Origin of the sequence: Mesorhizobium comanense, from assembly GCF_005503535.1 — a bacterium.
GTDB classification, from domain to species: domain Bacteria; phylum Pseudomonadota; class Alphaproteobacteria; order Rhizobiales; family Rhizobiaceae; genus Mesorhizobium; species Mesorhizobium comanense.
The window spans coordinates 174799-188675 of the sequence record NZ_SCNN01000013.1 but is presented as its reverse complement, the minus strand read 5'-3'; the positions used below and the strand labels follow the sequence as shown (position 1 = coordinate 188675).

Sequence of the window (13877 nt, the reverse complement as noted above, 5' to 3'; positions counted from 1 at the left end):
CTCCGCCCCTCTCTCGTTTATCCGCCGGCCGCGCGGATGATGGCTTGCCGATCCGGCTCGTTCGCCAGGTCGACGCGGACCGTCGTTCCCGTGCGGGCCGCCTTGCGCAAGGCCTTGGTCCCGTCAGGATCGACCACCAGCAGGCGCCGTTCCTCCAGCGCCTGGAGCCGCGAGCGCGAAATGCCGAGTTCGTTGGCGAGCAGGCGGTCGAGCCGAAGCGATGTCGGCATGTCCAGCCCAAGCCGCAGTTCCAGGGCGGCCGCGCTGTCCCTGGTGCCGGCGAGCACCTGCTTGTCCACCGCGACATCGGGAAACTCCTCCACACGTCCCGCCTGGTTGCGCAGGGCGACGATGTCGAAGGCATGGCGCCGCGCCAGCGCGGGGTCGTTGCTCTCCAGCGCCCGCAGCAGCGCCGGTTCGATGTCACGGCGGTTGCAGCGTTCGAAAATGCCGAAATTCCAGGAATTGTCACAGTCGACGCAGCGGTAGATCAGCCAGACGTCGATGCGCTTGCCGTTGGCGTTGACGCGGAACTTGTCGCTGCTGCGATAGGCTTTCGCCGGGCCGCAGCGGTTGCAGTTGATGAGAGGTCGGGGCGCGGTGCCGGGCACGATCGTCCAGCGGATAACAAGATGTTGGGACAAGCCGAAAAACCTTCCAGTGCGGAAGTTCTTCAGGCCGGCAATGTCGAGATGCCCATGCGGGCACGGCGTGGCGAGAGCTAGCTATGGTCGGAAGTCATGTGTCACGGCGACAAGCGCGCGACAACGGTTCAGCAGTGCCAAACCGGTCTCGAACCGCCGCCTGAGGAACACGTGAAAATACGCAGGCACCGCTGATGCGGGGCCCTGCAGGTGTGGTCAGGGGAGTTGGCGAGACCGGCGGTTACTGAGGCAAAATGAAGCTCGAAAATTGTTTCGCGGCGGGTCTTCTAGCGATGCGGCGACGGATGGGCAAGGGGCGGCACGTGCCGACTTTGCCGAAGTTTCCCTTCTTGGGTTAAGATCGGCCAGTCCAAAACCGGGATCTTCGCCATGCACCTCACCTCGCTCCTCATTTTCGCAGCTGCGCTGTTCGTCGCAGCCGGGTCGCCCGGACCCTCGATCGCGGCTCTCGTGGCGCGCGTCATCTCGAAGGGTTTTCGCGACGTGTTCCCGTTCCTGCTCGCCATGTGGATCGGCGAAGCCATCTGGCTTTCACTGGCGGTGTTCGGCCTTGCCGTGGTGGCGCAGACGTTCCATCTGGCCTTTGTCGCGGTGAAATGGGCCGGTGTTCTCTATCTCGCCTATCTCGCCTGGAAGATGTGGACAGCGCCCGTCGACGCCAAGGAGGGCGAGATGCCGCGCGAGGATTCCCCGGCAAAGCTGTTCTTCGCCGGCATGGCCGTCACGCTCGGCAATCCCAAGATCATGATGTTCTACCTGGCGCTGCTGCCGACCATCATCGACCTCGCTTCGGTCAGCATCGTCGGCTGGGTCGAATTGACGGCGACGATGGCGGTGGTTCTGATCGCCATCGATCTCGCCTGGGTGCTTGCCGCCTCGCAGGCGCGCAAGCTGTTGAAGAGCAAGCGCGCCATGAAGATCGCCAACCGCGTCAGTGCCACGACGATGGCCGGCGCGGCGGCCGCCATCGCGGCGCGCTGATTTTCCTCGTCCCGATCACGGGGCGAGGAAAGCCATCATCTTGCCATGGCGTGATATTCGTCGTTCGGCCGCATGTCGATCGCCGCGGCCACGCGGTTCGACATGTTGAAGAAGGCTGCCGTCGAGGCGATGTCCCAGATGTCGCGGTCGCTGAAGCCTGCCTGGCGCAGGGCCGCACGGTCGGCCTCGACGATTTTCGCCGGCGCTTCGGTCAGCTTGACGGCGAATTCCAGCATCGCGGTCTGCCTGGCTGAAAGATCGGCGGCGCGGAAATTCATCACCATCATCTCGCCGAGCGCCGGGTCGCCTGAGAGCTGGCGCACCGCCGCGCCATGCGCGGTCAGGCAGTAATAGCAGTGGTTGATCGAGGAGACGGCGACCGCGATCATCTCGCGCTCCAGCTTCGACAGGCCGGATTCACCCAGCATCAGGTCGTTGTACATGTCGGTGAAGGCGCGCAGCTTCCTGTCGTCGAACGCATAGGTCCTGAGCACATTGGGGACCAGACCGAGCTTTTCCTCGCATTTTGCAAAATAGGCCTTTGTCGGCTCGCTCAGCTCTCCCGGGGCCAGATCGAGCGCCGAAATCCTGCCGGTCATGGGTCATTTCTCCTCTTTGGGGGTCGTTTGCCGCCGAAATCCGATAATTCTCGGCAAGCCGTCAAACCTTTGTCGCCAAACAGCGGTCATCTGCTACCATAGTCACAAAAGCATGCGACGGGAGGCAAAGAAGCGTCATGGCCAGCGTGAAATCCGCAGCTAAGTCGAAGAAGAAGGCAACGGCGGCGAAGACCGAGGAAAGGCCGGCCAGGCTTGCCGATTACCTGCTTGCCCGCGCGCCGGCGGAAGACATCGCGACCTACGACGCGGCGGACCTCGAACGCGCCGCCGATCTCGCCGGCCAGGCGGTGGCCGGGCACAAGAAGGGCGAATGCGTCGTCGCCGTCGAGGCCGATTCGGGCGTCGTTCGCGAAGGCCGGCCGGTGACGGTCATCACCGTCGTCAACGACAACATGCCGTTCCTGTTCGATTCCATCCTGGGCGAGGTCACGGAGACCGCCGGCGAGCCGACGCTCGTCACCCATCCGGTCATCACCGTCCGGCACGGCAAGCGTGGTGTCGAGGAAATCCTCGGCGACGGCAATTTCGCCAAGGACGACGGCAGCCATGACCGGCTGAGCGTCATCCATGTGCATATTCCCAGGCTGACGACGGAGCAGGCGAATGCCTTGACCGAGCGGCTGCGCAAGATGCTTGGCCAGGTGCACGCCGCGGTCAACGACTGGCGGCCGATGCTGGCCCGTCTCGACCAGGCGATCTCGGAATTCCGCTATTCGGCGGTGCCGCTGGACAAGAAGAGCGTCGCCGAGGCGATTGCCTTCCTCGAATGGCTGCGCGACGACAATTTCACTTTCCTCGGCATGCGCGAGTTCAAGTACACCGGCGGCGAGGAAAGCGGCACGCTGGAGCGCGCCGACAAGCCCGGTCTCGGCATCCTGTCCGATCCCGACGTGCTGGTGCTCAGGCGCGGCACCGAGGCGGTGACGACCACGCCCGAAATCCGCGCCTTCCTGCATGGGCCCGAACCGCTGATCGTCACCAAGGCCAATGCCAAGTCTTCCGTGCACCGCCGCATCTATCTCGACTACATCGGCGTCAAGACCTACACCGCCAAGGGCACGCTGGCAGGAGAGCTGCGCATCGTCGGGCTGTTCACCTCCACCGCCTACACGCGCTCGGTGATGAAGATCCCGTATCTCAGGTCCAAAGCCGAAACCATCATCGCCAAGTCCGGCTTCGATCGGCACGACCACTCCGGCAAGGCGTTGATCAACGTGCTGGAAAGCTACCCGCGCGACGAACTGTTCCAGGTTCCGGTGCCGATCCTGCGCAAGCACGCGGCGGCCATACTGGGCCTGGTCGAGCGGCCGCGTGTCCGGGCGCTGGTGCGCGCCGACCAGTTCGACCGCTTCGTCTCGATCCTCGTCTTCGTGCCGCGCGACCGCTACGACAGCGTCGTGCGCGAGAAGATCGGCACCTATCTGAAAACCGTGTTCGAAGGCCGGCTGTCGGCCTACTACCCGGCCTTCCCCGAGGGGGGGTTGGCCCGCGTCCACTTCATCATCGGCCGCTCCGGCGGCAAGACGCCGAAGGTCGAGCAGGCGACAATCGAGGCCGCGATCCGCGACATCGTGCGGACCTGGGAGGATGCCCTGTCCGACGCGGCGGATGCCGATGGCGGGGACCAGACCTTGAAAGCCATCGCCGCCCGGCTGCCTGAAAGCTACCGGGATTCGTTCAGCGCCGCGGTGGCGCTGGTCGATGCCGGGCGCATCGCCAGAATCAATGCCGAAAATCCGATCGCCATCGACTATTATCGCCATGCCGAGCAGAAGCCGCACCAGGCGGCGCTGAAGATTTACCACCATGGCAGCCCGGTCGCGTTGTCGCGGCGCGTGCCGGTGCTGGAGAACATCGGCTTCCGCGTCATCAGCGAGCGCACTTTCGAGGTCGGCGACGACACCTCCGGCCTGGTTTTCATTCACGACATGGAGCTGGAGAACAGCTACGGCAAGCCGATCGACCTTGCCGATGGCGGGGCCCTGTTCGAGGACGCGTTCCTGTCGGTGTGGCGCGGCGATGTCGACAATGACGGTTACAACGGCCTTGCCCAGACCGCCGGCCTGTGGTCGGGCGAGATCACGATCCTGCGCGCCTATGGCCGCTATCTACAGCAGGTCGGCATTCCGCAAAGCCAGGATTTCATCGCCGCCGCGCTCAACCGCTATCCGCAGATCGCGCGCGGCCTGCATGAATTGTTCATAGCCAGGCTTGGGCCGACGGCGCTGGGCGAGGGCGCGGTGGCGGCAAAGCACCTGAAGGCCAAGATCAAGGATGCGCTGGAAGATGTGCCCAACATCGATGACGACACCATCATCCGCCGCTATCTCAACCTGATCGAAGCTTCGGTGCGCACCAATCATTTCGTCGCCGATACGAAGGAGAAAGGCCAGTCGCTGGCCATCAAGCTCGAATCGCAGGCGGTGGAGGGTCTGCCGGCGCCAAGGCCATGGCGCGAGATTTTCGTCTACGGTTCCGAGGTCGAGGGCCTGCATCTGCGGTTTGGCCCGGTGGCGCGCGGCGGCCTGCGCTGGTCGGACCGCGCCCAGGATTACCGCACCGAGGTGCTGGGCCTGGTCAAGGCACAGCAGGTCAAGAATGCCGTCATCGTGCCGGTGGGCGCCAAGGGCGGCTTCTTCCCGAAGCGCCTTCCGGCAGGCGGCAGCCGTGACGCGATCTTCGAGGCGGGCACCTCGGCATACAAGAACTTCGTTTCCAGCCTGCTGTCGATCACCGACAATATCGGACTGGACGGCGTGATCCCGCCGGCCGACGTCGTGCGCCGCGACCAGGACGATCCCTATTTCGTCGTCGCCGCCGACAAGGGTACGGCGACGTTCTCCGATACCGCCAACGCCATCTCGGAGAAGCATCATTTCTGGCTCGACGACGCCTTTGCCAGCGGCGGCTCGGCCGGTTACGACCACAAGAAGATGGGCATCACCGCCAAGGGTGCCTGGGAGGCGGTGAAGCGGCATTTCCGCGAGATGAACCGCGATATCCAGACCTCGCCCTTCACCGTCGTCGGTGTCGGCGACATGTCGGGCGACGTGTTCGGCAACGGCATGCTCTTGTCGCCGCAGACCAAGCTGATCGCGGCGTTCGATCATCGCGACATCTTCATCGATCCCAATCCGGATATGGCGGCGTCGCTGGCCGAACGGCAGCGCATGTTCGCCCTGCCGCGCTCGAGCTGGCAGGACTATGACAAGTCGAAGCTTTCGGATGGCGGCGTCATCGTCTCGCGCAGCCAAAAGTCGATCACCTTGCCGGCGGCCGCCGCGGAGGCGATCGGACTGGCGAAGACGACCGCCACGCCGGTCGAGATCATGACCGCCATCCTCAAGGCGTCGGTCGACCTTTTGTGGTTCGGCGGCATCGGCACATATCTCAGGGCATCCGGCGAAACCAATGCCGAGGTCGGCGACCGCGCCAACGACGCCATCCGCGTCACCGCGCTCGATGTGCGCGCCAAGGTTATCGGCGAGGGCGCCAATCTGGGCGTCACGCAACGGGCGCGCATCGAGTTCGGCATGAATGGCGGCCGCTGCAATTCCGATGCCATCGACAATTCCGGCGGCGTCAACTGTTCCGACGTCGAGGTCAACATCAAGATCGCGCTGGCCTCGGCCATGCGCAAGGGATCGCTGACGCGCCCGGCCCGCAACAAGCTCCTGGCCGAGATGACCGACGAGGTCGGCGCACTGGTGCTGTCCAACAACTACCAGCAGACGCTGGCGCTTTCGGTCGCGCGCAAGCGCGGCCTGGCCGACATCGCGCACCAGGCCCGCTTCATGGCGGCGCTGGAGGCGCGCGGCCTGCTCGACCGGGCCGTCGAGACGCTGCCTTCGCCGGCGGCGCTTGCCGAGCGCGAGGCGCGCGGCGAACCCTTGACCCGGGCCGAGCTCGGCGTGCTGCTCGCCTATGCCAAGATCGTGCTGTTTTCCGACATCGTCGCCAGCGACGTGCCCGACGACGCGCATTTCGACCGCGACCTGATGGGCTATTTCCCGGAGCGGATGGCCAAGAAATACGCCACCGAAATCCACGGCCACCGGCTGCGCCGCGAGATCATCGCCCGGGTCGTGGCCAACGATCTCGTCAATCGCGGCGGACCGTCTTTCGTCAACCGGTTGCAGGAATCGACAGGCCGCAGCGCGGCGGATGTCGTGCGCACCTTCGCGGTTGTGCGCGATGGTTTTGCCCTGCCGGCGCTCTACCGCGAGATCGACGCGCTCGACAACCAGATCGACGGCCAGGTCCAGCTCGATCTCTACCAGGCGGTGAGCCGGCTGATCTACATGAGCAGCGGCTGGTACCTGAAGAACGATGCCGGCACGGCGCCGCTTAGCGAGCGTATCGGCGAGCTTCAGGCCGCGCGCAAGGCGCTGGAGCCCAAGCTGGCGTCGCTGCTGCCGGCCTTTTCGCGCGAGCGCATCGAGGAGAAGCGGCACGGCCTGTTCAAGGCCGGCGCGCCGGAAAAGCTCGCCGAGCAACTGGCGCTGAGCGAGGTGGCGGAACTGATCCCCGACATCGCATTGACCGCGCGCACCGCCGGCGCCGATATCGTCGCCGCCGCCAGGGCGTTCTTCGCCGTCTCCGATGCCTTCCGCATCCCGCGCGTCGAGGACGCCGCGCGCTCGATCACGCCCTCGGACTATTACGATCAGCTTGCGCTGTCGCGCGCCACCGACACGATCGGCGCGGCGCGGCGCGGCATAGCGGTCGCCGCGCTCACCGGCCATGTCGGCGCCGCCGATCCCGTGGCGGCCTGGCTGGAAGCCGGCGGCGAGCGGGTGGCGCGCATCCGCGAGCGGCTGCAGGCGCTGACCGAGGGCGGCGAGATCACGGTATCGCGGCTGTCGGTGGCGTCGGGGCTGATGAGCGATCTGACGGGGATGTGAGGGTTCGATAGCGTGCATGGCGCGGTGGCGGAAGCATTGTCTTGGTGCCACGGAGGTCGGCCCCCACTCGGTCTCGGCTTCGCCGAGGCACTGCCGGGGCGAGCCACGGGTCTCGCCCGCCCTCCGGACCCCCCGATCGACGGGGGAGAGGAAAGGCGCCAGGCCTTTTTGCCGCCAGCGCACGTCCAGCGAGGCTCCCTTCCTTTCCCTCCGGAGGGGGGAAAGGTGGCGCTGCGAAGCAGCGACGGATTGGGGGAACCACGCGGAAATCAGACCTCGCCCTGATAAGTCCCGCCGGTCACACAAGACGTGTGCATAGCCTAGACGGGCGCGGGGCGAGGAACTCAGGAGCAATGAACGGCAGCTGCACGCTTGTCGTTTGCACGGTCATGAAAAACATGCAGACATGGCGCCCGACGCGGGCGGAGCGGATGCCGGGGGAATCAGCATGGCGGTAGAGACAGTGCAGCGGGCGTCCGGACGCGGCATCTGGGGCTGGATGTTCTTCGACTGGGCGGCGCAGCCGTTCTTCACGGTCGTCACCACCTTCATCTTCGGCCCCTATTTCGTCTCGCGCATGGCAAGCGATCCCAACACCGGCCAGGCTGTCTGGGGTTACGGCATCGCCGCGGCCGGGCTGGTCATCGCGGTGCTGTCGCCGATCCTCGGTTCGATCGCCGACCAGACCGGGCCGCGCAAGCCGTGGATCGCCTTCTTCGCCGCGATCAAGATCATCAGCCTTGCCTTCCTCTGGCTCGCCGCGCCCGGCTCGAACCTGTTCTTCATCGTTGCCCTGTTCTCGCTGGCCTCGGTGGCGGCGGAATTCTCCACCGTGTTCAACGATTCCATGATGCCGCGGCTGGTGCCGAAGAGCGAGATCGGCCGCATCTCCAACATGGCCTGGGGCCTCGGCTATCTCGGCGGCATGATCGCGCTGATCTTCGTCGTCACCTGCCTGGCCGGATCTCCGGAGACGGGCAAGACGATCATCGGCATCGATCCGCTGTTCGGGCTGGATCCGAAGCTCGGCGAGGACGCGCGCGCCACGGGGCCGCTGGCCGCTGGCTGGTATTTCCTGTTCATCCTGCCGATGTTCTTCTTCACCCCGGACGCCATCAAGGGCATCCCGATCGGCCCGGCGGTGCGTGAGGGCCTGTCGGAACTGAAATCGACGCTGGCTGAGGTGCGCAAGCGCGGCGGCATTTTCCGCTTCCTCGTTGCCCGCATGATCTACCAGGACGGCGTCAATGCGCTGCTGGCGCTGGGCGGCACCTTCGCGGCGGCAATGTTCCACTGGTCGATCACCGAGATCGGCATGTTCGGTATCATCCTCAATGTCGTGGCGATCTTCGGCTGCTGGATCGCGGCGCGCCTCGACACCGCACTCGGCTCCAAGGCGGTGGTGATGATCGCGCTGGTCATGCTGTCGGTCGCCACCATCGGCATCATCTCGACCGGGCCGGGCTTCACGCTGCTCGGCCTCATCCAGCTCTCGACAACTGATTCGGGCGGCCTGTTCGGCACGGCGGCCGAGAAGGCCTACATTCTCTACGGCCTGCTCATCGGCCTGGCCTTCGGGCCGGTGCAGGCGTCGTCGCGGTCCTATATGGCGCGCAGCGTCACGGCGGCGGAATCGGGCCGTTACTTCGGCATTTACGCGCTGGCCGGACGCGCGACCAGCTTCCTGGCGCCGTTCCTGGTGGCGACCATCACCGCGCTCAGCGGCTCGGCGCGGCTCGGCATGGCGGCCATCATCCTGTTCCTGGGCATCGGCATGGCGATCCTGGCGCGCACGCCCTATCCGGCGGATCGGCCGGCGGAGTGAGCGCGACCTTTTCCCTTCTCCCCTTGTGGGAGAAGGTGTCGCCGCAGGCGACGGATGAGGGGTGCTCCAGGGAACACCTACGCCTCACTCCGCTGGAGCACCCCTCATCCGTCTCGGCGCTCCGCGCCGATCCACCTTCTCCCACAAGGGGAGAAGGAAGAAACCCTCAGTGCCGGAAATGCCTGACGCCCGTGAACACCATGGCGATGCCGTGCGCATCGGCGGCCGCGATCACGTCGTCGTCGCGCATCGAGCCGCCGGGCTGGATGACGGCGGTGGCGCCGGCTTCGATGGCGGACAGCAGGCCGTCGGCGAAGGGGAAGAAAGCGTCCGAGGCGACGACCGATCCTTTGGTGAGCGGTTCGGCCATGCCCGCCGCTTCGGCCGCATCGAGCGCCTTGCGGGCGGCGATTCGAGAGGAATCGACCCGGCTCATCTGGCCGGCGCCGATGCCGACGGTGGCGCCGTCCCTGACATAGACGATGGCGTTCGACTTGACGTGCTTGGCGACACGGAAGGCGAATTTCAGGTCGGCCATCTCAGCCGGTGTCGGCGCGCGCCTGGTCACGACCTTGAGTTCGAGGTCGTCGACCACGGCATTGTCGCGGCCCTGGACCAGTAGCCCGCCGGAAACGGATTTGACGGTGGTGCCGGCCGCGCGCGGGTCCGGCAGGCCGCCAGTGACCAGCAGACGCAGATTCTTCTTCGCCGCAACGATCGCCGCGGCCTCGTCGGTGGCATCGGGCGCGATGATCACCTCGGTGAAGGTTTTCACGATCTCCTCGGCCGCTTCGGCGTCGAGGGTGCGATTGACGGCGACGATGCCGCCAAAGGCCGAGACCGGGTCGCAGGCCAGCGCCTTGGCGTAGGCGGCCTTCAATGAGGCAGCCTCGGCGACGCCGCATGGATTGGCGTGCTTGATGATTGCGACGGCCGCCGAACGCGCTGGATCGAACTCGCCGGCCAGTTCGAAGGCGGCGTCGGTGTCGTTGATGTTGTTGTAGGACAGCTGCTTGCCCTGCAGTTGGCGCGCGGTGGCGACACCCGGCCGCTTGTCGCCGTTGACGTAGAAGCCGGCGCTCTGGTGCGGGTTCTCGCCATATCGCATCACCTCGGCCAGCCTGCCGCCGAAGGCGCCCCAGGTCGGATGCTCGATCTCCAGCGCCTCGGCGAACCACCCGGAGATCGCCGCGTCATAGCTGGCGGTGCGGGCGAAGGCCTTGGCCGCCAGCTTCTTGCGGAAGTCCAGCGACAGTGAGCCGATGTTCATCTCCAGCGCGTTGAGCACGGACGCATAGTCGCCGGGGTCGGTGACAACGGCGACATAGCCGTGGTTCTTGGCAGAGGCACGGATCATGGCCGGGCCGCCAATGTCTATGTTTTCCACGATCGCGGCATAGTCGGCGCCGGAGCGGCGGACCTCCTCGAACGGGTAGAGATTGCAGACGAGCAGGTCGATCGGCTCGATGCCGTATTTGCGCATCGCGGCCGCATGCTCCGGATCGTCGCGCACCCCAAGCAGCGCGCCATGCACGGAAGGGTGCAGCGTCTTGACACGGCCGTCCATGATTTCGGGGAAGTCCGTGAGCTCGGAGACATCGCGCACGGCCATTCCCGCTTCGGCTATGGCTTTCGCAGTGCCGCCGGTCGAGACCAGCTCGACACCTGCCGAAGCCAGTGCCCTGGCGAAATCGATCAGTCCGGTCTTGTCGAAGACCGAAAGCAAGGCGCGGCGCACGGGCACGAGATCCGGTGCGGGAATATTCTTGGCGGCGATGGCCATGGGCGCGGCCTTTCACGACTGGTGTGGGTGGATGCCCGCGCCGTAGCACATGAGGCCTGGAAATCAAACCAGGCCTTGGAGCATGACCCCGAAAGACAGAGCCGATTCTCGGAAAGATCGTCCAACGACGAGCCGAGATTCAGCGAAACGTCATCCTGATCTACGCGGGCAGGGCGTTCAACGCGCCGCGCCATCGCGCCAGGCATGCCTGGAGCGCGGCTCCCGCGGGCGCCTTGTCGGCATCGAACCGCTCGACTGTCTCGAACAGAAGCGCATCCGCGCCGCTGTCATTCCAGGCGGCCTGCAAATCCTTCGAGGGATGGCTCCCCAATCTCAGCGTGAACCACAACCGGTTCTGCACGGTGCTCATGTCCGGTGAGTAGCCGACCCACCTCTGTCCCGTGGCCCTGCAATGGAGCGCGTAGATGCCCGGGATCACTTCACGTTTCCTGTAGGCGGCGATTGCCTCTTTGCGGTCGATCATCCTGCAAGCCTTTCGTCGGGGCCGCCAATAGATCAAGAATTGGGCCCTGTCAATTTTACCCGGGTAATATTGACGCTGTGACGAGGTATAGCTAAGAGAAGTCCCATGCGAGCTTGCCGATGACGATGCTGAGCGCCGGGCGCTATACGGCTTTTGCCGGCGATCGCATCCTGGCACGCGGGACGCTGGTCGATGTCGCGCTCGCGATGAAATCCGCGGCCGCCGGCACGGAACCGATGCTGGTGTTCGATGACGCGACCGGCGCGGTGGTCGATCTGGATTTGCGCGGCTCGGCTGCCGATATCTCGGCTCGGCTTGCCGTATCGGTGGATCGGAAAGAAAGTGATGGCGGACTGCCAGACGGCGATCCCGGCTCGAAAACACGAGGGCGCGGCAGGCCGAGGCTCGGTGTTGTCGCGCGCGAGGTGACACTTCTGCCGAGGCAGTGGGAATGGCTTGCGTCGCAACCAGGCGGTGCTTCGCAGGCGCTGCGGCGGCTGGTGGATGAGGCCCGGCGCTCGGCCACAGATGAGGACCGGATGCGGATGGCGCGTGAGGCCGCATACCGCTTCATGTCGGCGGTCGCCGGCGATTTTCCCGGTTTCGAGGAGGCGGCGCGGGCCTTGTTCGCGGATCGCGAGCAGTGTTTCCGGGGACTTGTCCGATCGTGGCCGCCCGCTGTCGCAACCTATACGCTGGGGCTTGCCGAGCAGGCCTTCTCGGCGCGAACGGGATGATCCCGGCCGGTCGGGATTGCAGTCTGTCTGTCAGTTGTGTTCGGGATAACCAGCGATCGCGGTGCGCGTCAGTTGCCAGTGGACCTCGTTGACATCGGATGCCTTGAAGGCAAGCACGATCTGACGGCTGCGGCGCGGGCCTCCAAGGCCGGCAAAATAGATCGATTCCTCGACCTCGGGCACCACTTCTTCCGACGTGAACACCCAGGTGTCGGCCTGGTCGGCGGCCAGCACGAGCCGGTCATGTTCGTCCTGCAGGAGATTGATGTCGGGGTGGATGTGGAAGCGCACGGTGATGAAGTCGCGGCCATTGTTGCGGATGGCTCCGTTGCCGGGCCGCTGGAACCTGTCCCGGCCCGTCAGCACATTGCCGTTCGAGGAGAGTTTCAGCTCGCGCTCATGCAGGAAGCCGAAGCGCTGGAGGTAGCCGTCATGGCGGGCGATGAAGCCGTGAACGCCTTTCTGGTCGATCCGCTTGCATTGCACGTGCTGCGGGCCGCCGATCAAAGGCGATCCGAGCTGGTCGTTGACCCGCAGCGAATGGGTGAAGCGTGCCGACGAGGTGTCGTTGATGGTGGCGGTCGAGTGGGCGGCCGTGGCGCGGGCCAGCGGCCGGAACTCGGCCGCGCCATAGGTGTCGATGCCGGCATTGACGATATAGTGCTGGCGGCCCGACGACAGTTCGAAGGCAAGGCAGCCGGCATGAGCCGCGTTCGACACGTCGACGGGTGGCGGCAGGCCGGTATCGGCAATGACGGTGGTGCCGCCCATCGAGAGGCGCTCATAACCGGAATGCGGCGCGTGCAGGAGCGGCGCCCCGGCGGTGTCGTCATGGCGCAGGATGGTGGCGATGCGGTCGTGGATGGTGGCGCCCATGCCGTTGAAGCGGGCGAGGCTGCCATCCTGGTGGCGGAAGAAGCGCAGAGCCGGCAGCATGCGGTCGATAGCGCCGATCAGCGCCTGCGGCGGCGTCTCCGCCTGGTTGGCGTAGGTCTGCCGTAGCGGCAGAAGGTCGGCCAGGATTTCCAGAACCGTCATCGGATTGCGTGAGATATGGCCGCCGTCGGCGAGGATCTGCCGGTTGAGTTCCTCGGCGAGGTTGCGTGTGGCGCCGCGCAGGGCCGAGGCGGGCGCCGGCAGGGAAAGGGCCGCGAAGGCGAGCGCCACCCGCGCCCGCAGCCGGTCCTTGCCGTCGGGCATTTCGCGCGCCATCGACCTGAGGTACCGTATCTGGATTGCCAGCGATTTCAGGAAGGCGCGGTAGAAGGGGAACTCGGCGCCCTGCAGCACCACCGATGAATGCTGCAGCCAGGCGATGATGCGCTTGGCCGTCGTGCCGGGCTCCCAGGCGACGCCCGATATATGGCTGCCATGCATGGTGATCCAGTCGGACACCAGAGCGCGCGCATTGGCGGCGGCGAGCTCGGTACCAGCGGCGCGCATGTGGCGCAGCCAGCGGAAGCCATGCAGCGTCTTCAGCCAGCCATGGTTGGGAACACTGATCTGGAAGGGCGATTTGCCGCCAGTTTCGACAAGGTGCCCCGACAGGGGGTAGCGGCCATAGTAGATTTCGAGCGCGATCTGGGGGTCGGCGAGCCTGAGGTCCGGCGGCGCGATCAGGACGCGTTCGGGCGTACGGCCGGAATAGCGCCAGCGATAGACCGGTCCGGCGCGCAAACGCCGGCGTGTCTTGCGCCAGAACTCCCTCGCGACCAACGTCCATAGACGCGTCGTGTTGCTGGCAGCCAGTGCCAAGACCCCTCCTGATCGTCCTCAACCCCGCTGCGAGTCTACATGATTGAACGAGTCGTGCGAAGGCGAATTCCTGAGCACGGCTCCGGCTCACCGGGTTTTGACCCGGACCCTCCCTAAAAAAGT

General features: G+C 65.6%; 9 protein-coding genes. 4 read left to right on the top strand and 5 right to left on the bottom strand.

The window, feature by feature from the left end; genetic code table 11:
- Nucleotides 1-17 precede the first annotated feature (17 nt).
- Complete coding sequence (locus FFS37_RS22180; RefSeq protein WP_137933107.1) at nucleotides 18-644, bottom strand: DUF1062 domain-containing protein; 627 nt, start codon at nucleotides 642-644, stop codon at nucleotides 18-20.
- A gap of 390 nt (nucleotides 645-1034) precedes the next feature.
- On the opposite strand from FFS37_RS22180, the gene FFS37_RS22175 reads away from it, so the two are divergent.
- Nucleotides 1035-1646, top strand: a complete 612-nt coding sequence (locus FFS37_RS22175) for a LysE family translocator (RefSeq protein WP_137933106.1) — start codon at nucleotides 1035-1037, stop codon at nucleotides 1644-1646.
- A 35-nt stretch (nucleotides 1647-1681) separates the two neighbouring features.
- Here FFS37_RS22175 and FFS37_RS22170 read toward each other — a convergent pair whose 3' ends face one another.
- Nucleotides 1682-2245: a peroxidase-related enzyme gene (locus FFS37_RS22170; protein WP_137933105.1), complete on the bottom strand. Its 564-nt coding sequence runs from the start codon at nucleotides 2243-2245 to the stop codon at nucleotides 1682-1684.
- Nucleotides 2246-2382: 137 nt separating this feature from the next.
- Between FFS37_RS22170 and FFS37_RS22165 the strand changes: the two genes are divergently transcribed.
- Together FFS37_RS22165 and FFS37_RS22160 are read left to right on the top strand one after the other, a co-directional pair.
- Complete coding sequence (locus FFS37_RS22165) at nucleotides 2383-7170, top strand: NAD-glutamate dehydrogenase (RefSeq protein WP_137933104.1); 4788 nt, start codon at nucleotides 2383-2385, stop codon at nucleotides 7168-7170.
- Between the two features lie 448 nt (nucleotides 7171-7618).
- Nucleotides 7619-8995 (top strand): MFS transporter, encoded by a 1377-nt coding sequence (locus FFS37_RS22160; protein ID WP_137933103.1) that lies wholly within the window; start codon nucleotides 7619-7621, stop codon nucleotides 8993-8995.
- 166 nt (nucleotides 8996-9161) lie between these two features.
- Here FFS37_RS22160 and purH read toward each other — a convergent pair whose 3' ends face one another.
- Nucleotides 9162-10778: a bifunctional phosphoribosylaminoimidazolecarboxamide formyltransferase/IMP cyclohydrolase gene (gene purH, locus FFS37_RS22155; protein ID WP_137933102.1), complete on the bottom strand. Its 1617-nt coding sequence runs from the start codon at nucleotides 10776-10778 to the stop codon at nucleotides 9162-9164.
- A gap of 160 nt (nucleotides 10779-10938) precedes the next feature.
- A complete protein-coding gene (locus FFS37_RS22150; RefSeq protein WP_137933101.1) occupies nucleotides 10939-11262 on the bottom strand; it encodes a GIY-YIG nuclease family protein in 324 nt (107 codons plus the stop codon).
- A gap of 119 nt (nucleotides 11263-11381) precedes the next feature.
- Here FFS37_RS22150 and FFS37_RS22145 point away from each other — a divergent pair, with 119 nt between their 5' ends.
- The gene (locus FFS37_RS22145) at nucleotides 11382-11999 is read left to right on the top strand and encodes a DUF2239 family protein (RefSeq protein ID WP_137933100.1); all 618 of its coding nucleotides are present in this window, start codon (nucleotides 11382-11384) and stop codon (nucleotides 11997-11999) included.
- Between the two features lie 30 nt (nucleotides 12000-12029).
- Here FFS37_RS22145 and FFS37_RS22140 read toward each other — a convergent pair whose 3' ends face one another.
- Entirely contained in the window at nucleotides 12030-13754 is a 1725-nt protein-coding gene (locus tag FFS37_RS22140) for a heparinase II/III family protein (protein WP_137933099.1), read from the bottom strand.
- Nucleotides 13755-13877: the final 123 nt, after the last annotated feature.